Here is a 17,181-nt window from a genome sequence, read left to right on the forward strand (position 1 = left end):
ACCCGTATTCGTCCAGACTGAAACGGTGGAAAACGTCCTGGACGAGCGTGACCAGTGGATCGTCCAGGCACTCCAGCTCGACGGCCGGGCCTCGTTCGAACAGATCGGCCGGGCGCTCGGACTGCCCGCCCAGACCGTCGCCCGCCGCTACCAGCGGCTCCGGGCCGACGGCACGGTACGGGTGGTCGGACGCAGCCCGTACTGGGCGGTCGGCGGGACACCGTGGCTGCTGCGGATCCAGTGCACCCCCGACCGGGCCGACCGGATCGCCTCGGCGCTGGCCGGCCACCCGGCCACCACCTGGGTACGGACCTCCGGCGGAGGCGAGATCGTCTGCGGTCTGCGGGCCGGTTCGGCCGAGGAGGAGGAGAACCTGCTGACCCGGCTGGACCGGACTCCCCGGGTGGTGGGCTTCGCCGCGTACTGCATCCTGCACCGGTTCCGGGCCGGCCGGGCGCCGTGGCGCGGCTGGCCCGCCCCGCTCGACCCGGCCGCGGCGGCCCGGCTCACCGCCGACCAGCCGGAACCGTCGACGGACGCGGCACCGCCACAGGTGGGGGGCCGGATCGCCCGCGACGGGATCAAGCCTGACCGCCCAGAGCGGGTGATCCGGCCCCCCACCCCCCACCCGGCAGCGCAGGGCCGGGCCCACCGGCCCCAGGACGCCGCGCAACGGCGAAGACCCGACCTTAGCCCGGTCGACGAGCACATCCTCGCCGAACTCGGCCGCGACGGTCGTACCCCGGTCAGTGACCTCGCCGCCCGGGTCGGCGTCTCCGAGTCGGCCGCCCGGCGCCGGCTCCGGGCACTGCACGAGACCGGCGTGCTCCATTTCGAGGTCGACTTCGACCCCCGGGCGGTCGGGATGCGGACCGGGGCGATGCTCTGGCTCACCGTGCCGCCGTCCGCACTCGCCGAGGTCGGCGACACCCTCGCCGGGCATCCCGACGTCTCGTTCGCCGCCGCGACCAGCGGCCCGGTCCCGCTCGTGGTGAGCCTGCTGCTGCCCGACCTGGCGGCCGTCTACGCCCACCTGACCGGCACGGTCGGGGCGCTGCCGGCGGTCAGCCGGGCCGACACCACGATTTTCACCCGCACCTGGAAGCGGCAGGGTGGCCCACCCGTCACCGGTCAGTCCCCGACCCGCCGACCAGGCCCGCCGCCGTTCAGGGGCGTGCCGGGTCGGGGCCCGGGCTGACCGGCCGTCCGGCGGTCGCGAGCAGTGTCTCCAGGTACGCGGCGACCCCGTCGGCGTTGTGGTCGTCGGTCACGTCGTCGGCGATCTCCCGTACGGCGGGGTGGGCGTTCGCCACCGCGACCCCACGACCGACCCAGGTCAACATCGGTACGTCGTTCGGCATGTCCCCGAAGGCGATCACGTCGGCGGCGTCCAGCCCGTGCTGGGCGCAGTACCAGGCGAGCCCGGCCGCCTTGGTCACCCCGGCCGCCGAGATCTCGACCAGTCCGCTGTACGACGAGTGGGTCGCCTCGGCGAGCCCGGCCAGCGCACCGGCGACCACCCGGAGGAACGCGTCCGGATCCTGCCGGCCGGAGCGGACCAGCAGTTTGACCGCCGGTGCGGCGTGCAGTTCGGTCGGGTCGCCGATCATCCGGCTGGTCGGGACCCCGGCGTCCCAGCGCAGCTCGTAGCCGGATTCGTGCCGGAACTCCCGACCGTCGGTGATCTCGACGGCGAAGCTCGCCCCGGGCACCTCGGCCCGGAGTCGCCGGACCACCTCGGCGAGCAGTTCGGGGGCGAGCGGGTCGGCGCGCAGCACGGTGTCGGTGTGCGGGTCGTACACCACGGCACCGTTGGCACAGATCGTCGGCAGCGGCGCGTCGAGTTGGTCGTACACGTGGTACAGCCAGCGGATCGGCCGGCCGGTGACCAGGACGACGCCGACCCCGGCGGCGGTGATCGCGGCCAGCGCCTCGACGGTACGCGGGCTCAGCGTCCCGTCGGAGCGCAGCAGCGTGCCGTCGAGGTCGGTGGCGACCAGCCGGGGCAGTTCTCCCATCAATGGGAGAGTAGTCGATCGAGGTAGACCGCCACCCCGTCGTCGTCGTTGCGCAGGGTGACCTCGTCGGCGGCCCGCCGGACCAGCGGGTGGGCGTTGGAGACCGCCACCCGGCCCCAGCCGGCCCACTCGAACATCGGCAGGTCGTTCGGCATGTCGCCGAAGACCAGGACCTCGGCGGGGTCGACACCGAGGGACTCGGCGACGACGGCGAGCCCGGTCGCCTTGTCGACCCCGGGCGGGCAGATCTCGATGAACCCGAGACCGGCCTGGGTCACCGTGGCCTGGGCCGGCGGCACGATCCGGCGGGCGATGTCGAGCAGGGTGTCGACGTCGTGTCCCGGCGCCCGGGCGAACGCCTTGATCACGTCACCGCTGAGGCAGTCGAGCCGGGCCCGTGGCTCGAACCGGTCCTGGTAGGGCCAGGTCTCGTCGTAGTCGCCCCAGAGCGGGGCGTTCGGCGCGTCCGACGCCTCGACCATCACGGTCAGCGGGCCGACCTCGGCCTCCAGCGCCCGCAGCAGCGCGGCCAGCGTCGTACCGGCCAGCCGCTCGTCCCGCAGCACCACCGGGCCGGCCGGGTCGGTCTGGTCGACCACCCAGCCGCCGCCGGCCATCACCAGGAAGTCGGCGGCCCGGATGTCGTTGCGGGTGAGTTCGGTCAGCCGGGGGCCGCGTCCGGTGGCGCCGACCACCGGGATGCCGGCGGCCCGCACCCGGTCCAGCACCTCATGGGTGTACGCCGAGACGGTGTCGTCGGTACGCACCAGCGTGCCGTCGAGGTCGGTGGCGATCAGCTTGGGCAGTCCGGGTCGGGGCATGGCTCCTCCTTCGGCCCTGCCACCCGTCGGCCGCCCGTGAACAGCGGAAACGCCGGTTCTACCGGGTCAGCTGGCGATGGCGGGGCAGCAACCGTACCTCACGTTGTGCTGCCTTCCCGTGACTTTTGTGTGAAGTGCGGCTCGCCTACGAGGGTCGGACCGGTTCCAGGACGTCCCGGCCGCCGAGGTACGGCTGGAGGGCCTTCGGGACCCGGACCGAGCCGTCCGGCTGCTGGTGGTTCTCCAGGATCGGGACCAGCCAGCGGGTGGTGGCGAGGGTGCCGTTGAGGGTGGCGGCGGTCTGCGGTTTGCCCTGTGCGTCCCGGTACCGCACGTTCAGTCGACGGGCCTGGAACGTGGTGCAGTTCGAGGTCGAGGTGACCTCGCGGTAGCGGCCCTGCGACGGCACCCAGGCCTCGCAGTCGTACTTGCGGGCCGCGCTGCTGCCGAGGTCGCCGGCGGCCACGTCGATCACCCGGTACGGGATCTCGACCTTCGCCAGCATCTCCTCCTCCCAGGCCAGCAGCCGCAGGTGCTCGTCGTGCGCCTCCTCGGGCCGGCAGTAGGAGAACATCTCCACCTTGTCGAACTGGTGCACCCGCATGATGCCCCGGGTGTCCCGGCCGTACGAGCCGGCCTCCCGCCGGAAACACGACGACCAGCCGGCGTACCGGATCGGCCCGGCCAGGTCCAGGATCTCCCCCGAGTGGTACGCGGCGAGCGCGACCTCGCTGGTGCCGACCAGGTAGAGGTCGTCGGCCTCCAGCCGGTACACCTCGCTGGCGTGCGAGCCGAGGAACCCGGTGCCCTCCATCGACTCCGGCTTGACCAGGCTCGGGGTGATGCTGGGGATGAAGCCGTACTCGACCGCCTGGGCGACCGCGAGCTGCAGCAGGCCGAGCTGGAGCAGCGCGCCGACCCCGGTCAGGTAGTAGAAGCGGCTGCCCGACGCCTTCGCGCCCCGTTCGACGTCGATCGCCCGCAGTCCCTCACCCAGCTCCAGGTGGTCCCGCGGGTTCTCGATCTCCGGCCTGGTGCCGACCTCGCGGAGCACCACGTAGTCGTCCTCACCGCCGGGCGGCGTGCCGGGCTCGACGACGTTCGGGATCGTGTACTGCGCCCGGCGCAGCGCCGCCTCGGCCTCGCCGACCGCCGCCTCGGCCGCCTTCACCTCGGCGGCGAGTTCCTTGGTCCGGGCCAGCAGTTCCGCCTTCTCGGCCGGGTCGGCCTTCGGCATCCGCTTGCCGAGCTGCTTCTGCTCGGCCCGCAGGGCCTCGAAGCGCTGGACCGTCGCCCGCCGCTCCTCGTCGGCACGGAGCAGGTCGTCGACCACGGATTCGGATTCGCCACGGGCACGCTGGCTGGCACGTACGGTGTCCGGGTCGTCGCGGAGCAGGCGCAGGTCAATCACGGGAACCGAGCCTACCGGGGGCGGCGGCACGGCCGCATCGACATATGGCCCGCCCTGGGACGGGGCGGTTCCCGGCCCGGGGACAGGGGGCTCCCGGCCCGGCTGACTAGCGGACGAAGGGCCTGGTCGGGGTGACGGTCAGGTCGATCGGCGCTCCCCGACCGTCGTCGTCCGGCTCCGGTCGGCCGGCGGGGCGCGGCCGGCGCCACGGCCAGTCCGACTGCTCCGGCTGGTCGGCGTCGGTCGTACCGGCGGAGGTGGAGGTGCCGGCCGTGGTCGGGGCCGGCCGGTCGGCGCCGGGCGCCGGGACGAAGCGGCCGGCGAGCAGCAGGACGAGGCCGAGGATCCCGGTGCAGACGTACGCCAGGATCAGGCCGCGGCCGTGCTCGGTGACCAGACCGTCGATCTCGCCGTACACCTGCCAACGGTCCAGCGCGATGCTGTCGAGCGAGCCGGTGGCCCCGGCCAGGATGGCGAGCACCGCCCCGGCACCGGCCAGCCCGGCGACCCGGGCGTTGTGTCGCAGTCCCGGCGTACCGAAGAGGACCAGCGCGAGACAACCGAGTACGCCGAGCACCCCGACCAGGTATCCGGTGCCGAACGTGCTCATCTGGCCCACGCCGCTGGTCAGCTCGATCATGTTCTGGGGGATCTCGCTGTCGTCCGGGATCCGGGTGACCGTCCACTCCTCCACCAGGGAGCCGAAGAACGCCAGCGCGCCGAGAGCGGCGACCATCGGCAGCGGGCGTCCGTCCCGGGCGAGCCGGCCGAGGGCCCGTCCGGCCCGCCCGCCGCCGCGTACCGGCTCGCCGGAGGAGACGACCACGGCGTCCGCGTCCGGTGTGGCCCACGCCGGTGCGGCCGGATCGGGCGAGGCTTCCGGGGTGACGGTCACGGGTGGTGCGGGCTCCCGGTGGCCGGTCGGCTCCCCGGGCCGGGAGACGCCGTCCTGTCGGGGAATGGGGAACCCGTCGGACATCTCCTGCCCCCTCACGCGGCGCGTGTTGCCTGACGTCGATGATGGCACAGCAACCGCCCGACACCCCTGACCGGCAGGCGCGCCGGGCTGCCCAGTTAGTCCCACCACGCCGCGGTGGAGAGCATCGCGTGGGCCACGCCCATGAGCTAGCGTCGTGACCATGCCTATCCGCACCGCATCCGCCCGCTGGCAGGGCAATCTGACCGAAGGTACCGGCACGATCCGCACCGGCAAGGGCGGACTCGAGGGGGCCTACTCGTTCAAGTCGCGTTTCGAGGAGGGGGAGGGCACCAACCCCGAGGAGCTGATCGGGGCCGCCCACGCCGGCTGCTTCTCGATGGCCTTCTCGAAGGCGCTGGCCGACGCCGGCCACACCCCGACCTCGGTGGAGACCACCGCCAAGGTGCACCTGGACAAGACCGACGCCGGCATGACGGTGACCCGGATCGACCTCGACACCGTCGGTGAGGTTCCCGGCATCGACGAGGCCGAGTTCCAGAAGCTGGCCGAGGCGGCCAAGGCCGGGTGCCCGATCTCCCGGCTGCTCTCCCCGGGCGCCGACATCTCGCTGACCGCCCGTCTCGCCGCCTGATCCGAATCCCTGTCCGGTCGCGGTGACCGGCCCGTGGCGGTGTACGTCGGCCCGGGTCCCGGTCACCGCGACCGTCTGCGGCCGGTCGCGGGCCGCCCCGACCGGCGTACGGGTGCGGCACAATGGGGACCGTGCCGGTCGAGATGAGCCGCGAACGTTTCGAGGAACTGGTCGCCGAGGCTCTCGACGAGGTGCCCGAGGAACTGCTCGGCCTGATGAGCAACGTGGTCATCCTGGTCGAGGACGAGTCGCCGGAGGACGAGCCGGAACTGCTCGGCCTCTACGAGGGGCACGCGCTGACCACCCGGGGCTGGGACTACGCCGGGGTGCTGCCGGACCGGATCCTCATCTACCGCAACCCGATCCTGCGGATCTGCGACAACGACGACGACGTGGTCGACGAGATCGCGATCACCGTCGTACACGAGATCGCCCACCACTTCGGGATCGACGACGACCGCCTCCACGAACTCGGCTGGGCCTGAGCCGCCGGGCCGACCCGGGTAAGCGGGACGATCCGTTCTTGCGCGGGTTGCCTACCCTCACCTCAGCGAACCCTCAGGAGGAACGTGATGCGCAGCGCCCTGTTTTCCGCGGAGAACCTGGAGAAGGAATCCCACCAGCCCGGCATGCGGCTGCAGAACTCGAAGATGTTGAAGATCGAGCTCAACGGCGAGGCGATGGCCCGGGTCGGCTCGATGGTGGCGTACCAGGGAAACGTGCAGTTCCAGGCGCTCGGCTCCGGCGGCCTCGGCAAGTTCCTCAAGCAGAAACTCACCGGCGAGGGCGTGCCGCTGATGAAGGTGTCCGGCCACGGGGACGTCTTCCTCGCCGACTACGCGGCGGACGTGCACCTGATCGACCTGGAGCCGGGTGACGCGCTGTCGATCAACGGCTCCAGTGTGCTCGCCTTCGACTCCACCCTGCAGTACGACATCAAGATGGTCGGCGGCGCCGGGATGATGTCCTCGTCCGGCCTGTTCAACTGTGTCTTCACCGGTTACGGGCGGATCGCGATCACGACCAAGGGCACGCCGGTGGTGCTCAACGTCGACGCCCCGACGTACGTCGACCCGCAGGCGGCGGTCTGCTGGTCGGCGAACCTGCAGACCGGCTACCACCGGGCCGAGCAGCTCGGCCTCGGCACGCTGCTCGGTCGTCGTACCGGGGAGGCGTTCACGATGAGCTTCGCCGGGCAGGGCTTCGTGATCGTCCAGCCGTCCGAGGAGCCCCCGCTGATGGGCAGCGGCCAGCAGGGCGGCAGCCAGGGCGGCGGCGGCTTCCTCGGCGGCCTGCTGGACGACTGACCGACGCGACGGAAGGGCTGACCGACCCGGCGGGCGGCCCCACCGACCCGGCGGGCGCGACTGTCGGCGGCGGCCCGCCCGGTGGACTCAGCCGAGTCCGCCGGCGCGGAGCCGGGCCAGCCAGGCCGCCGCGTCCGCGTAGTCGTGGTCGGAGAGCCCCGCCGGGGCCGGCACCGGCCGGTCGGCGGCGCCCGCCGCGCGCCGGTGCCTCGGGTACGACCCGAGGAACCGTACCTCGGCGCAGATCCGGTGCAGCCCCTGCAACGCCTCGCCGACCCGGTCGTCGGCGACGTGCCCCGTGCAGTCGAGGAAGAACGCGTACCGGCCGAGCGCCTCACCGGTCGGCCGGGACTCGATCCGGGTCAGGTTGACCCCGCGTACCGCGAGTTCCATCAGCACGGCGAGCAGCGCGCCGACCCGGTCGTGCGCGATGTAGACGGCGAGTGAGGTCAGGTCGTCGCCGGTCCGGGGCGGCGGCGGTCCGGGGCGGGTGAGCAGGACGAACCGGGTCACCGCGTCGTCATGGTCGGCGATCTTGTCCGCGAGTACGGCCAGCCGGTGCCGGGCGGCGCTGAACGGCGCGCAGACCGCGGCGTCCTGCTCGCCGTCGACCACGGCGGCCGCCGCGGCGGAGTTGGAGAGTACGTCGACCACGGCCGCCTCGGGCAGGTGCTCCCGCAGCCAGCGTCGACACTGGGTGGACGCCTGTGGGTGGGCCGCCACGGTCCGGATCTCGCCGAGGCCCCGACCCGGCCGGGTGGCGAGGACGAACTCGACCGGCAGCACCACCTCACGGGTGATCACCAACGGGTCGCCCTCGACCATCTCGTCCAGGGTGACCGCGACCGCCCCGCCGATCGAGTTCTCCAACGGCACCAGGGCGGCGTCGGCGTCACCGGCCCGGACGGCGTCCAGCGCCTCGGGCACACTGCGGGCCGGCGTACGCGTCCCGCGCTCGGCGGCGGGGATGGTCCGTAGGGCCTGCTCGGCGAAGGTCCCCTCGGGGCCGAGGTAGACGAAGCGGGTCGGTGGCGTTCCGGGCATGGCGTCCAGCCTACGGAACCGTGGACCGGTCGGCGGAGGTCACGCGCAGGCGAGGGTACGGATTCCCGGCGGTGCTTCGACGCGTACCTTGATGTTGCACACGTCGTTGCCGGCGGTGACCAGCTTGAGGTTGTCGGCCGGGCCGGTGGTGACCACCTGGAGCAGGTCCCGGCCGGGCACCTCGATCACGCTGTACTGCCAGTCGGCGGCGCAGACCGGCGCGTTGCGGAAGGTGACCCGGGCGCTGCGGGGCAGCAGGTCGACCCGGCGCAGCAGCGCGACGACCTGGTCGCGGCTCGGCCGCCCGCCGCAGTCGACCGCGATCGTGCCGTTGCCGGTCGGGGTCACGGTCGGGGTCGGTGGCAGGGTCGGGCCGACGCCGGGGGTGCCGGTGACCGTCGGGGTGGGGGTCGGTGCGGCCGGGGTCGCCGCGCGGGACCGTTCGAGTTCGGGCGGCACCCCGCAGGCCGCCGTCGCGACGCAGCCGACCAGGGTGAGCAGGACGGCGAGCGGTACGCCGCCGGTCCGTCGGCGGGCCGCCGGGGTGTCACGTGACGCGGACATGGAAGGGCCGGATCCTCGGGCGTAGGTGGACGCCGTGGTGCTGCGGCGAGATCTTCCGGCCAATGGTAGGTCGTGCCGTCCGGTCGGTGACGCCGGTGCCGTCCCACACGGTCCCGGTGCCGTCCCACACGGTCCCGGTGCCGTCCGACAACAGGTGGAGGGCTCAGACCTCGGCGAAGAAGGTCAGCGAGCCCATGACCTCACCGTGCGACAGGATCGGGGTGGCGATCGCGTCGACGGTGGCGTCGGTGCCGTCCGCCCCGGCCCGGTCCACCCGGAGCAGTCCCCGGGCGAGCCGCTGCGAGCTGACCGCGAGCAGCGGAGGGATCTTCTCGACGTCCTGCTCGGTCAGTTCGCCCCGAGACGCGGTGAAGTCGAGCAGCCGGAGGGTGCCCAGCAGCGGACGGCCGAAGACGGCGACCGGACTACCGAAGCCGAGCAGTTGGCAGCAGGCGGGCGAGACCGCCGCGACGGTGGTGTCCCGGGCGATCAGCAGGCAGGGTTCGGCGGCGTCGGCGACCGTGTCGCACCAGCGGTCGAAGCCGTCGCCCCCGGGCCCGTCGTCGGGCTCCGCGAACCCGGCGGGGTGCTGACCCGGCACCGAGGTCACTGACGGCGCGAACGCCTCCGAGATCGAGAGTTCGACGTGGGCCACCCGCGCCTCCTATTCACCTGACCGCCACCCACGCTAGCCGGTCCGTGCCGGGAATCGCGACTCCCGGCACGAATCGGACGAACGGGGTCGTCCCGTCGCTCCACCGTCGACCCGTGTCCCGCCGCTGACGGTCGGTGACGTCGTACCGGCCGTGGCGGTCCGGTGGATGCGTCGGGTGGTGACGCTACCGCCGACCGGCCGGCTTGTCAGCGGCCGTTCGGCCGCCCTCGTACCACCGGTAGTCCGCGGCCGAACGGTAGGGGGCGTTCAGCCAGGTCGCCGGCGACTGGGCGACCCGGGACAGCTTCTCGGCGGTCGCCGCGCTGATCCGGTTGCCGCCCGCCACGAGCAGCCGGTCCAACTCCCGGTGGGTCGCGACGAGACAGTCCTTCGGCAGCCCGTAGACGCTGAGGTCGCCGGAGCCGACGAAGGTCAGCACCGGCGTCACGGGGATGGTGAGGCCGACGGCGGCGGAGAGCGCCTTGCTGGCCCGCTTCGCGTCTCGGCGGGCCTCGCTCACGTACGCCGGTCGCTTGCCGTTGATCTGCACGACGTCGCCGGCGATCAGGACCCGGGACCGCCCGTGGTCGGCCACGGTGACCGCGAACAGGCCGCCGGGGCCGATCGCGAGGAAACCGGCCCGTTCGTCGCGGGAGCGGTAGTCCAGGTCGAGGAGACTGGCGTCGGTGAATTCGGTACGCGGCCAGTCGACGACGTGCCACGATGGACCGAGGTGGTCCAACCTGCTCAGTGCCCGGGCTCCGGCCGCCTCGATCCGTCGTTCCACCCGCTCGGCCCGCCGCCGACGTGCCCAGTCCATCGGGGTCGGCCGCACGGCCTCCAGCGCTGGTGGCGCGCCGGTCGGGGAGGGGGGTAGCGCCCGGGGTGCGGGCACCGCTGATCGTGCAGAGAAGACAGTCATCGTGACCTCCGGCAAAAGGTCCCTCGAAGTTATCTTCTCACTACGGTACGTGGCCAGCCCCCTGGGTCGGCAAGTCGAAGCGCCGGAGTGAGTGTGGATGAATGCCCCATTCATCCGAAGCCCTTTTTCCCGGATGGCGCCAACTACTGCCTTACCCTGCGAGGATGACCCATTTCGTGGACAGCGAGGTGGGGCGTCTGCGTACCGTCCTGCTGCACCGCCCCGGACCGGAACTCGCCCGACTCACGCCCCGGAACAACGACTCGCTGCTCTTCGACGCCATCCCCTGGGTCGGCCGTGCCCAGGAGGAGCACGACGCCTTCGCCGCCGCCCTGCGGGAGCGCGACGTCGAGGTGCTCCACCTCGGCACGCTACTCGCCGAGACGCTGGCGGTGGCCGACGCCCGAGCGGAACTCACCGAGCGGGTCCTCGCCGACCCGCGACTCGGCGACACCCTGCGGCGGCGGGTCGGCGAACACCTGTCGTACCTGGACCCGGTCGCGCTGGCCGGGGTGCTGATCGCCGGACTCGCCCACGAGGAACTGCGGGTCGGCGCCGACCGTGGCGGCGGACTGGTCTACCGGCTGATGGACCGGCAGGACTTCGTGATCGACCCGCTGCCGAACCTGCTCTTCACCCGGGACTCGTCGACCTGGATCGGCGACCACGCGGTGGTGACCAGCCTGGCCATGCCGGCCCGCCGCCGGGAGACCACCCTGACCGACACGATCTACCGGCACCACCCGCGGTTCGTCGGCACCCCCTTCGGGTACGCCCCGACGCTGGAGCCGCTGGAGGGTGGCGACGTCCTGCTGCTCGCCCCCGGAGTGGTGGCGGTCGGGGTCGGCGAGCGGACCACCCCGGCCGGTGCCGAGCGACTCGCCCGCCGGGTCTTCGCCGCGAATCTGGCGCACACCATCCTGGTCGTACCGATCGCCCAGGAACGGGCCACCATGCACCTGGACACCGTCTGCACCATGGTCGACGTCGACGCGGTACTGATGTATCCACAGGTGGCGGACAGCCTGTCGGCGTACACCGTGATCGCCGACGCGGAGGGGGAACTGCAGCTCGACGGGCCGGCCCCGTTCCTGCGGGCGGCGGCGGACGCGATGGACCTGGACGTCCTGCGGGTCATCGACACCGGACTCGACCCGGTCACCGCCGAACGGGAACAGTGGGACGACGGCAACAACACCCTGGCGATCGCACCCCGGCTCTGCGTGGCGTACGAACGCAACGTGGAGACCAACGCCCAGCTGGAGCGGGCCGGCATCGAGGTGATCCGGATCGCCGGCTCGGAGCTCGGCTCGGGCCGGGGTGGCCCTCGCTGCATGTCCTGCCCGCTGGTCCGGGATCCGCTGCGGCCGTAGCGGGTGGGTCAGCGCCGGCGGGGCACCCAGTGGAGGAGCTGCCCGACGATCAGCGCGGGGTGCCGGTCGGGCAGTTCCCGCATCGCGTGGGCGAGGTGGGCGCCGAGGTACATCAGCAGCCCGACCCGGTCGCCCTCGAAGCCGAGGAGCAGGGACAGGCGGGCCTCCCGGCACGGCCACGGGTGTTCGCACTCACCGCAGTCGTAGGTCCGGGTCGGAAGGTGTACGCCGGCCCGGCGCTCCTGCTGTCGTAACCGTCGTCGCGCCGCGGCCCGCTCCCAGCGTGCCCATGGCCCGATCACCGGTCACGCCCGTCCACCGCGCCGGGCGCGGTGCTCCTGTCCCGGGGTGAGAGCCCCTGGGCGCCCGTTGCTCAGGTACGGGCGGGTCGGCGCGTTCCAGGCGGGCCGCTGGTTGGTTGCCCGGGGGTGGTTCGGGGTTGGCGGTGTTGGCGGGGTCTGCGACGTCAGGGCGCGGATCTCGGCCCGTTCCGCCTCGGTCAGCTCGACCGGCGCAGGCGACGGCGACAGTGGCGGCGCAGGCGACGGCACCTGCGGCGGCGTGGCAGCTGGCTTCGGCGGTGCGGGGCGGCACCGGTGACCACACCGGCAGGAGCGCCAGAGCTGCCACCAGGCGCGGCGGTGTCGAGGTGTGACAGGGCGGGCGTGTCTCATCTGTTGCCTCCCGTTGGCGAGATGGAGACGGGGTGCGGCGCCGGCCTCGGACCGGCACCGCACCCCGTGGGCGCTCCGCCCGGAGTGGAGGGGGCACTGAGGGGGCGAGCGGGGCGCCTGACCTCCAGCCTGGAGGTTTCACACCTTGTAATGGAAGGCAAGCAGGGTGCAATATAGATGCTTATTGCATCCCTCTCTGCACGTGGGAGTACTACGTGAATGACCTACGGGAAATTCTTCGCCGGCACCGGATCGCGCGGCGGCTGACCCAGGCAAAACTCGGCAAAGCGATCAAGGTGAGTGGATCACTGATTGCCGCGATCGAGCAGGGCCGGATCATTCCCCAGCCCGACACCGCCTTACGCCTCGACGAGTTCTTCGGCACCGAGGACGAGATACAGCAGGCCGCCGTCGAGGCCCGGAAGGACGCCCGACCGCCGTGGCTGCGGCCGTGGACCGAGCACGAGGAGCGTGCGACCCTGCTCCGCTGGTGGGAGCCGCTGCTGCTGCCGGGCCTGCTGCAGACCGAGGACTACACCCGGAACCTGCTGCGGGGCGGTTGGCTGTCGGACGAGGTCATCGACCGCACCGTCGACGTCCGGCGGGACCGGCGGGCCGTCACGGTCGACCGGCCCCAGCCGCCGAGGATCTCCGCCATCATCGGCGAGTTCGCGTTGACCTGTGGTGAGCCCGAGGTGCGTCGGGAGCAGTTGAAGCACCTGCTGGACCTGAGCCAGCGCCCGACCGTCCAGGTGCTTGTGGTCCCGACGTCCGCCGGACTACACGCCGGTCTTCAGGGTGCGTTTGTGCTGGCCACGCTGCCGGCGGGCCGCCGGGCCGGCTATGTCGACGACCAGTTGCAGGGCCGGGTGGTGACCGACAGCGGAGATCTGGACCAGTTGGAAGTATCGTGGGAGATTGTCAGCGGACTGGCCCTTCCCGTGCACGCGTCACGGGACCTCATCCAGAAGGCGATCAACGATCATGACTGACGTGGCGCCCCGGTGGCGTAAGAGCACCCGCAGCGGAACCAATCAGGGTGCCTGTGTGGAGGTGGCCGACAACCTGCCCGGCCGGGTGCTGGTCCGGGACACCAAGGACCGGGACGGCGGCACGCTGGTCTTCGGACCGGCGGGTTGGCAGGCGTTTGTCGACCTGGCAAAGCGGATCGGCCCGGTCGGCTGACCGTTCCACCTCAACACCGACGGTTCCACACCACGACGGACCTGGCCCCCGGCGTCCACTGCCGGGGGCTGTCTGCGTCTCGTACGCTGAACGGCCGCCCCTCCCCGACTGTGTTGGTGCGATCATCGGGGACATGACGGCATGGCGGGACGTCGAGCGGGCGGAGCCGGAGTTCGCGCGGCGCGTACGGGCGCTCTTCGACGCGCACCGGCACAAGACGATTGCCACCCTGCGGGCCGACGGGGCACCGCGGATCTCCGGGATCGAGACGCAGTTCGAGGACGGCGAACTGGTCTTCGGCTCGATGTCGAACGCGCGCAAGGGTGCCGACCTGCGACGAGATCCGCGTTTCGCGTTGCACAGCGCCACGGTCGACCCGGTCGAGGGCGCCGAGGCGCAGTGGCCGGGTGAGGCGAAGATTGCCGGTCGGGCGGTTGCCGTCGGACCGATCACCGAAGGCCCGGCCGGTGACCGCTTCCATGCCGACATCAGCGAGGTGGTGCACACCCACCTCAACCCGGAGGCGACGATGCTGGTCATCGAGTGGTGGACACCCACGCACGGGCTGCGTACCGTCGCCCGAGAGTGAGGTCCGGCGCGGTGGCTGTGGCGGGTGGGCCTTGCGACATCGGGATGATGAACAGGGACATCGTGGAGAGCTAACCGTAGCGGGCGCGCCACTCAAGATAGGCGGCCCGCTGCTGGGCGTCGAAAGCGTCGACGTTTCCCACGCGCAGGCGCGGATAGCCAAAGCTGATCGAGCTCCGCAGTGGCGTAGTCGTCCAGATCGCCTGCAACGCCGGATACCGCTCAACCTCCCACAACGCCTCACGCACGACGTCGTCCATCGCAGACCCCGGGCGTCGGTGGTAGACGCCGCTGCTCTGGGTGTTGAGCTGACCGACGTCAGCGAAGGCAGGCAAATCCGGGAACACCATGTGGAGGTCGAGCCTCCACTCCTCCGGGTGGCGCCAAGCCGGGGGTGCCGCGCAAACCGTCAGGTACCTCTTGAACGCCAGGGTCGGCAGCTCGTCGTTCCAGCTGTAGCGACCCCAGGACACCGCGAACCTGTCGGCGTTGCCATCCGGTTCCGGCTTCAACCCGTCGATCTCAACCGCGAGGAAGGCCCGGAACACCCGCCAGGCCGACTCGGGACTCTCCACCCGGTTCGGATCAAGGCCATGATCTCGGAGAAGATTTCGGAGGACGTCCGCCGAATCCGGCCACAGCACGAGCACGCCGCAAGCTACCAGGCAGCCTCGCAACAGGTTCAACTTGCACACGCCATCGCGTACGCACAACTGGTAGTACGCCGAAGCGCGGCTACTACGAGGCCAGTGGAAACTCGGCGTGTGTGCTCGTACCCGTGATCTTGATGTCTAGCTCGCCTTCCAGGGCACCCGCCAAGCGATGGAGCAGAGGAAGCGTTGGCGTGACGGCGCCCCCCTCCAGTCGCGAGATGACGGTCTGGGTCGTGCCGGCCCGCGCGGCAAGCTCGGCCTGGCTGATGCCCAGCGCCGTCCGCCGGTCGTAGACGGCCTGACCGAGGGCGATGCGGATACCGGCCTCGATGTACTCGGGACTTTCCCGGTGTTCATCCGGAATCTCCCACTTAGTGTGGTAGCCCTTCATCGCTTACTCCCTCGGTCGTAGAGGTGGGTCGCCGGCTGGTGCTCACTTTCGCAGACCTTTTGGGCTGCTACGGCGCGTTCGACCTCGCCTGTCTCCCGGTCGCGGGCCTTGCGAAAGACCGTCAGCAGCACGATCCGACGCTGGGGTGCGAGCCAGTAGGTAACTCGCCACGCGGACCGGCCCAGATGGAAGCGCAGCTCGCGGACCGGGCCTCGCAGGTGCTTGCTGTATGGCTCGCCGAGGGTGGTCGGCGAGTTGGCGAGCCTGTCTGCGTGATATTCGACTGTCCGATATGCGGGAATCGGCAACGTGTCCAGCCACTCGCGGATCTCGGGCTCCAGCTCGACGTCATACCGATCCCCCATATACGCGAGCATATAGGGGGGCGACAGTGGCTGCCAGTAAGTCATGAGATCAGCGCACCGGCTCCAGGGTGCCGTAACAGGGGGTAGATCGGGTTCCCGGATCTACCGTAGGCAACGGTCGGCCGTCGCCTCGCAAGCACGATGGTGACCACGCCGGGTAACAACGGCGGCTGACGCCTGGCCTTCGGTGGAGTCAGGAATGGCCGTCACGGCGGAACCGGCCCCTTCGTCACAAATCAAACCGTCCCACCACGACGGTCCTAGCCCTCCCCGGCGTCCACTGCCGGGGGCTGTCTGCGTCTCGTACGCTGAACGGCCGCCCCTCCCCGACTGTGTTGGTGCGATCATCGGGATCATGGCGGCATGGCGGGACGTCGAGCGGGCGGAGCCGGAGTTCGCGCGGCGCGTACGGGCGCTCTTCGACGCGCACCGGCACAAGACGATTGCCACCCTGCGGGCCGACGGGGCACCGCGGATCTCCGGGATCGAGACGCAGTTCGAGGACGGCGAACTGGTCTTCGGCTCGATGTCGAACGCGCGCAAGGGTGCCGACCTGCGACGAGATCCGCGTTTCGCGTTGCACAGCGCCACGGTCGACCCGGTCGAGGGCGCCGAGGCGCAGTGGCCGGGTGAGGCGAAGATTGCCGGTCGGGCGGTTGCCGTCGGACCGATCACCGAAGGCCCGGCCGGTGACCGCTTCCATGCCGACATCAGCGAGGTGGTGCACACCCACCTCAACCCGGAGGCGACGATGCTGGTCATCGAGTGGTGGACACCCACGCACGGGCTGCGTACCGTCGCCCGAGAGTGAGGTCCGGCGCGGTGGCCGTGACGGATGGACCCGGCACCACCGGGGACAGCTGCAACTGGTTCGACTACAGGGCTGATATCGCCGGGCGCAAAATAACGGTCCGTGACGGCCGGGGTCGCTGCGCTGCCGCGTGGAGCGGTGCGCTCATGTCGATGACCGGACGTTGCGGCTTTCCGTGGGCCACCATGCTTGTCACAACGAGGTACGGTCGCAGCGATCGGATTTCAGGGAGCGCACCAGTCGCTCAGTCCAGGCAACAAAGGACGAGCCCATGTCTACTCTGTACGAATTTGCCGGTGGCGACGAGGCGTTGCATCGTCTGGAGGAACTGTTCTATACCAAGGTGCTGGACGATCCCGTGTTGTGCAGCGTGTTCCCCGCTCGCCAGCCGAGCCATGTCGAACACCTCACGTGGTTCACCGCCGAGTCCTTCGGCGGCCCCGACAGGTTCACCGCCGGACTGGGATTTCAGTACATCATTGACGTCCACCGCCATCTGAAGATCACCGACGAGCAGCGGGAGCGGTTCGTCGCCCTTTACCTCGAAGCGATCGATGAAGCCGGCCTACCGGACGATGACGCTTTCCGTGCGGCCGTGCGTGAACACCTCGAGTTCGGCGCCCGCGTGGCCCAGCAGAACTCGCATGCTGAGAGCGATGACCAGCTGCATCCGATCCGTGAGGTTCCCGCTTGGACGTGGCCGCGACAGTCTGAAAACTGACGGTCATCCGCGAACCCTGACGTCCTCAAGGCTCCCTCCGGCCAGCCGCCACGGACGTCCGCACATGCCGTGATCAACGCACTACGGCAAAGCGACGTCAGGTCGGC

At 71.1% G+C, this 17,181-nt stretch carries 22 protein-coding genes; 10 read left to right on the forward strand and 12 right to left on the reverse strand.

Annotation, left to right across the window (positions count from 1 at the left end; all coding sequences use genetic code 11):
• Positions 1 to 25 precede the first annotated feature (25 nt).
• Positions 26 to 1,198: an Lrp/AsnC family transcriptional regulator gene (locus ABGB21_RS01265; RefSeq protein WP_347676040.1), complete on the forward strand. Its 1,173-nt coding sequence runs from the start codon at positions 26 to 28 to the stop codon at positions 1,196 to 1,198.
• Here the strand turns inward: ABGB21_RS01265 and ABGB21_RS01270 are convergent.
• The 4 genes from ABGB21_RS01270 to ABGB21_RS01285 all read right to left on the reverse strand — a co-directional run bounded on the left by ABGB21_RS01270 (position 1,167) and on the right by ABGB21_RS01285 (position 5,229).
• Entirely contained in the window at positions 1,167 to 2,018 is an 852-nt protein-coding gene (locus tag ABGB21_RS01270; protein WP_347655219.1) for an HAD family hydrolase, read from the reverse strand. The two genes, ABGB21_RS01265 and ABGB21_RS01270, sit on opposite strands and share 32 nt — an antisense overlap.
• Positions 2,018 to 2,839, reverse strand: a complete 822-nt coding sequence (locus tag ABGB21_RS01275) for an HAD family hydrolase (protein WP_347655220.1) — start codon at positions 2,837 to 2,839, stop codon at positions 2,018 to 2,020. Before ABGB21_RS01275 ends, ABGB21_RS01270 begins: the two co-directional genes overlap by 1 nt.
• 145 nt (positions 2,840 to 2,984) lie before the next feature.
• On the reverse strand, positions 2,985 to 4,250 hold the full coding sequence (gene serS, locus ABGB21_RS01280; protein ID WP_347655221.1) for a serine--tRNA ligase: 1,266 nt from the start codon (positions 4,248 to 4,250) through the stop codon (positions 2,985 to 2,987).
• Between the two features lie 106 nt (positions 4,251 to 4,356).
• Positions 4,357 to 5,229 (reverse strand): hypothetical protein, encoded by an 873-nt coding sequence (locus ABGB21_RS01285; RefSeq protein ID WP_347655222.1) that lies wholly within the window; start codon positions 5,227 to 5,229, stop codon positions 4,357 to 4,359.
• A gap of 160 nt (positions 5,230 to 5,389) precedes the next feature.
• On the opposite strand from ABGB21_RS01285, the gene ABGB21_RS01290 reads away from it, so the two are divergent.
• The 3 genes from ABGB21_RS01290 to ABGB21_RS01300 all read left to right on the forward strand — a co-directional run bounded on the left by ABGB21_RS01290 (position 5,390) and on the right by ABGB21_RS01300 (position 7,128).
• On the forward strand, positions 5,390 to 5,821 hold the full coding sequence (locus tag ABGB21_RS01290) for an OsmC family protein (protein WP_347655223.1): 432 nt from the start codon (positions 5,390 to 5,392) through the stop codon (positions 5,819 to 5,821).
• A gap of 122 nt (positions 5,822 to 5,943) precedes the next feature.
• Entirely contained in the window at positions 5,944 to 6,306 is a 363-nt protein-coding gene (locus tag ABGB21_RS01295) for a metallopeptidase family protein (RefSeq protein WP_347655224.1), read from the forward strand.
• A gap of 87 nt (positions 6,307 to 6,393) precedes the next feature.
• Complete coding sequence (locus ABGB21_RS01300; protein WP_347655225.1) at positions 6,394 to 7,128, forward strand: AIM24 family protein; 735 nt, start codon at positions 6,394 to 6,396, stop codon at positions 7,126 to 7,128.
• Positions 7,129 to 7,215: 87 nt separating this feature from the next.
• Here the strand turns inward: ABGB21_RS01300 and pheA are convergent, their stop codons facing one another.
• The 4 genes from pheA to ABGB21_RS01320 form a co-directional block, all read right to left on the reverse strand.
• The gene (gene pheA / locus ABGB21_RS01305) at positions 7,216 to 8,172 is read right to left on the reverse strand and encodes a prephenate dehydratase (protein WP_347655226.1); all 957 of its coding nucleotides are present in this window, start codon (positions 8,170 to 8,172) and stop codon (positions 7,216 to 7,218) included.
• Between the two features lie 39 nt (positions 8,173 to 8,211).
• On the reverse strand, positions 8,212 to 8,736 hold the full coding sequence (locus ABGB21_RS01310; RefSeq protein ID WP_347655227.1) for a hypothetical protein: 525 nt from the start codon (positions 8,734 to 8,736) through the stop codon (positions 8,212 to 8,214).
• 163 nt (positions 8,737 to 8,899) lie between these two features.
• Entirely contained in the window at positions 8,900 to 9,391 is a 492-nt protein-coding gene (locus ABGB21_RS01315; RefSeq protein ID WP_347655228.1) for a hypothetical protein, read from the reverse strand.
• A 184-nt stretch (positions 9,392 to 9,575) separates the two neighbouring features.
• Positions 9,576 to 10,313: a hypothetical protein gene (locus ABGB21_RS01320; protein ID WP_347676042.1), complete on the reverse strand. Its 738-nt coding sequence runs from the start codon at positions 10,311 to 10,313 to the stop codon at positions 9,576 to 9,578.
• Between the two features lie 164 nt (positions 10,314 to 10,477).
• Between ABGB21_RS01320 and ABGB21_RS01325 the strand changes: the two genes are divergently transcribed.
• The gene (locus ABGB21_RS01325) at positions 10,478 to 11,686 is read left to right on the forward strand and encodes an arginine deiminase (protein ID WP_347655230.1); all 1,209 of its coding nucleotides are present in this window, start codon (positions 10,478 to 10,480) and stop codon (positions 11,684 to 11,686) included.
• Between the two features lie 8 nt (positions 11,687 to 11,694).
• On the opposite strand, the gene ABGB21_RS01330 is transcribed toward ABGB21_RS01325, so the two are convergent.
• On the reverse strand, positions 11,695 to 11,988 hold the full coding sequence (locus ABGB21_RS01330; protein WP_347655231.1) for a flavin reductase: 294 nt from the start codon (positions 11,986 to 11,988) through the stop codon (positions 11,695 to 11,697).
• 587 nt (positions 11,989 to 12,575) lie between these two features.
• Between ABGB21_RS01330 and ABGB21_RS01335 the strand changes: the two genes are divergently transcribed.
• From ABGB21_RS01335 to ABGB21_RS01345, 3 genes are all read left to right on the forward strand, one after another.
• Positions 12,576 to 13,352 carry a helix-turn-helix transcriptional regulator gene (locus tag ABGB21_RS01335; protein WP_347655232.1) on the forward strand — a complete coding sequence of 259 codons (777 nt, stop codon included), beginning with the start codon at positions 12,576 to 12,578 and terminating at the stop codon, positions 13,350 to 13,352.
• The gene (locus ABGB21_RS01340) at positions 13,345 to 13,545 is read left to right on the forward strand and encodes a DUF397 domain-containing protein (RefSeq protein ID WP_347655233.1); all 201 of its coding nucleotides are present in this window, start codon (positions 13,345 to 13,347) and stop codon (positions 13,543 to 13,545) included. Before ABGB21_RS01335 ends, ABGB21_RS01340 begins: the two co-directional genes overlap by 8 nt.
• A 133-nt stretch (positions 13,546 to 13,678) precedes the next feature.
• Entirely contained in the window at positions 13,679 to 14,134 is a 456-nt protein-coding gene (locus ABGB21_RS01345; protein WP_347655234.1) for a pyridoxamine 5'-phosphate oxidase family protein, read from the forward strand.
• Positions 14,135 to 14,204: 70 nt separating this feature from the next.
• On the opposite strand, the gene ABGB21_RS01350 is transcribed toward ABGB21_RS01345, so the two are convergent.
• Genes ABGB21_RS01350 through ABGB21_RS01360 form a run of 3 tightly spaced genes read right to left on the reverse strand, consistent with a single transcriptional unit; the run spans position 14,205 to position 15,587 of the window.
• The gene (locus ABGB21_RS01350; protein ID WP_347676044.1) at positions 14,205 to 14,819 is read right to left on the reverse strand and encodes a hypothetical protein; all 615 of its coding nucleotides are present in this window, start codon (positions 14,817 to 14,819) and stop codon (positions 14,205 to 14,207) included.
• Positions 14,820 to 14,871: 52 nt separating this feature from the next.
• On the reverse strand, positions 14,872 to 15,177 hold the full coding sequence (locus tag ABGB21_RS01355) for a helix-turn-helix domain-containing protein (RefSeq protein ID WP_347676046.1): 306 nt from the start codon (positions 15,175 to 15,177) through the stop codon (positions 14,872 to 14,874).
• Complete coding sequence (locus tag ABGB21_RS01360) at positions 15,174 to 15,587, reverse strand: type II toxin-antitoxin system RelE/ParE family toxin (RefSeq protein WP_347676048.1); 414 nt, start codon at positions 15,585 to 15,587, stop codon at positions 15,174 to 15,176. Before ABGB21_RS01360 ends, ABGB21_RS01355 begins: the two co-directional genes overlap by 4 nt.
• 310 nt (positions 15,588 to 15,897) lie before the next feature.
• Here ABGB21_RS01360 and ABGB21_RS01365 point away from each other — a divergent pair, with 310 nt between their 5' ends.
• Entirely contained in the window at positions 15,898 to 16,353 is a 456-nt protein-coding gene (locus tag ABGB21_RS01365; RefSeq protein ID WP_347676050.1) for a pyridoxamine 5'-phosphate oxidase family protein, read from the forward strand.
• A gap of 271 nt (positions 16,354 to 16,624) precedes the next feature.
• On the forward strand, positions 16,625 to 17,074 hold the full coding sequence (locus ABGB21_RS01370; protein WP_347655235.1) for a group II truncated hemoglobin: 450 nt from the start codon (positions 16,625 to 16,627) through the stop codon (positions 17,072 to 17,074).
• The last annotated feature ends 107 nt before the right edge of the window (positions 17,075 to 17,181 follow it).

Origin of the sequence: Plantactinospora sp. B24E8 (assembly GCF_039871735.1) — a bacterium.
In the GTDB taxonomy this organism is placed as follows: domain Bacteria; phylum Actinomycetota; class Actinomycetes; order Mycobacteriales; family Micromonosporaceae; genus Plantactinospora.

Coding starts and splice junctions, on each gene's coding strand:
- ABGB21_RS01270 (WP_347655219.1), bottom strand. CDS start 2,018: ATGGGAGAACTGCCCCGGCTGGTCGCCACCGACCTCGACGGCACGCTG.
- ABGB21_RS01275 (WP_347655220.1), bottom strand. CDS start 2,839: ATGCCCCGACCCGGACTGCCCAAGCTGATCGCCACCGACCTCGACGGC.
- ABGB21_RS01285 (WP_347655222.1), bottom strand. CDS start 5,229: ATGTCCGACGGGTTCCCCATTCCCCGACAGGACGGCGTCTCCCGGCCC.
- ABGB21_RS01290 (WP_347655223.1), top strand. CDS start 5,390: ATGCCTATCCGCACCGCATCCGCCCGCTGGCAGGGCAATCTGACCGAA.
- ABGB21_RS01295 (WP_347655224.1), top strand. CDS start 5,944: ATGGGGACCGTGCCGGTCGAGATGAGCCGCGAACGTTTCGAGGAACTG.
- ABGB21_RS01300 (WP_347655225.1), top strand. CDS start 6,394: ATGCGCAGCGCCCTGTTTTCCGCGGAGAACCTGGAGAAGGAATCCCAC.
- pheA (WP_347655226.1), bottom strand. CDS start 8,172: ATGCCCGGAACGCCACCGACCCGCTTCGTCTACCTCGGCCCCGAGGGG.
- ABGB21_RS01310 (WP_347655227.1), bottom strand. CDS start 8,736: ATGTCCGCGTCACGTGACACCCCGGCGGCCCGCCGACGGACCGGCGGC.
- ABGB21_RS01320 (WP_347676042.1), bottom strand. CDS start 10,313: ATGACTGTCTTCTCTGCACGATCAGCGGTGCCCGCACCCCGGGCGCTA.
- ABGB21_RS01325 (WP_347655230.1), top strand. CDS start 10,478: ATGACCCATTTCGTGGACAGCGAGGTGGGGCGTCTGCGTACCGTCCTG.
- ABGB21_RS01340 (WP_347655233.1), top strand. CDS start 13,345: ATGACTGACGTGGCGCCCCGGTGGCGTAAGAGCACCCGCAGCGGAACC.
- ABGB21_RS01345 (WP_347655234.1), top strand. CDS start 13,679: ATGACGGCATGGCGGGACGTCGAGCGGGCGGAGCCGGAGTTCGCGCGG.
- ABGB21_RS01355 (WP_347676046.1), bottom strand. CDS start 15,177: ATGAAGGGCTACCACACTAAGTGGGAGATTCCGGATGAACACCGGGAA.
- ABGB21_RS01360 (WP_347676048.1), bottom strand. CDS start 15,587: ATGACTTACTGGCAGCCACTGTCGCCCCCCTATATGCTCGCGTATATG.
- ABGB21_RS01365 (WP_347676050.1), top strand. CDS start 15,898: ATGGCGGCATGGCGGGACGTCGAGCGGGCGGAGCCGGAGTTCGCGCGG.
- ABGB21_RS01370 (WP_347655235.1), top strand. CDS start 16,625: ATGTCTACTCTGTACGAATTTGCCGGTGGCGACGAGGCGTTGCATCGT.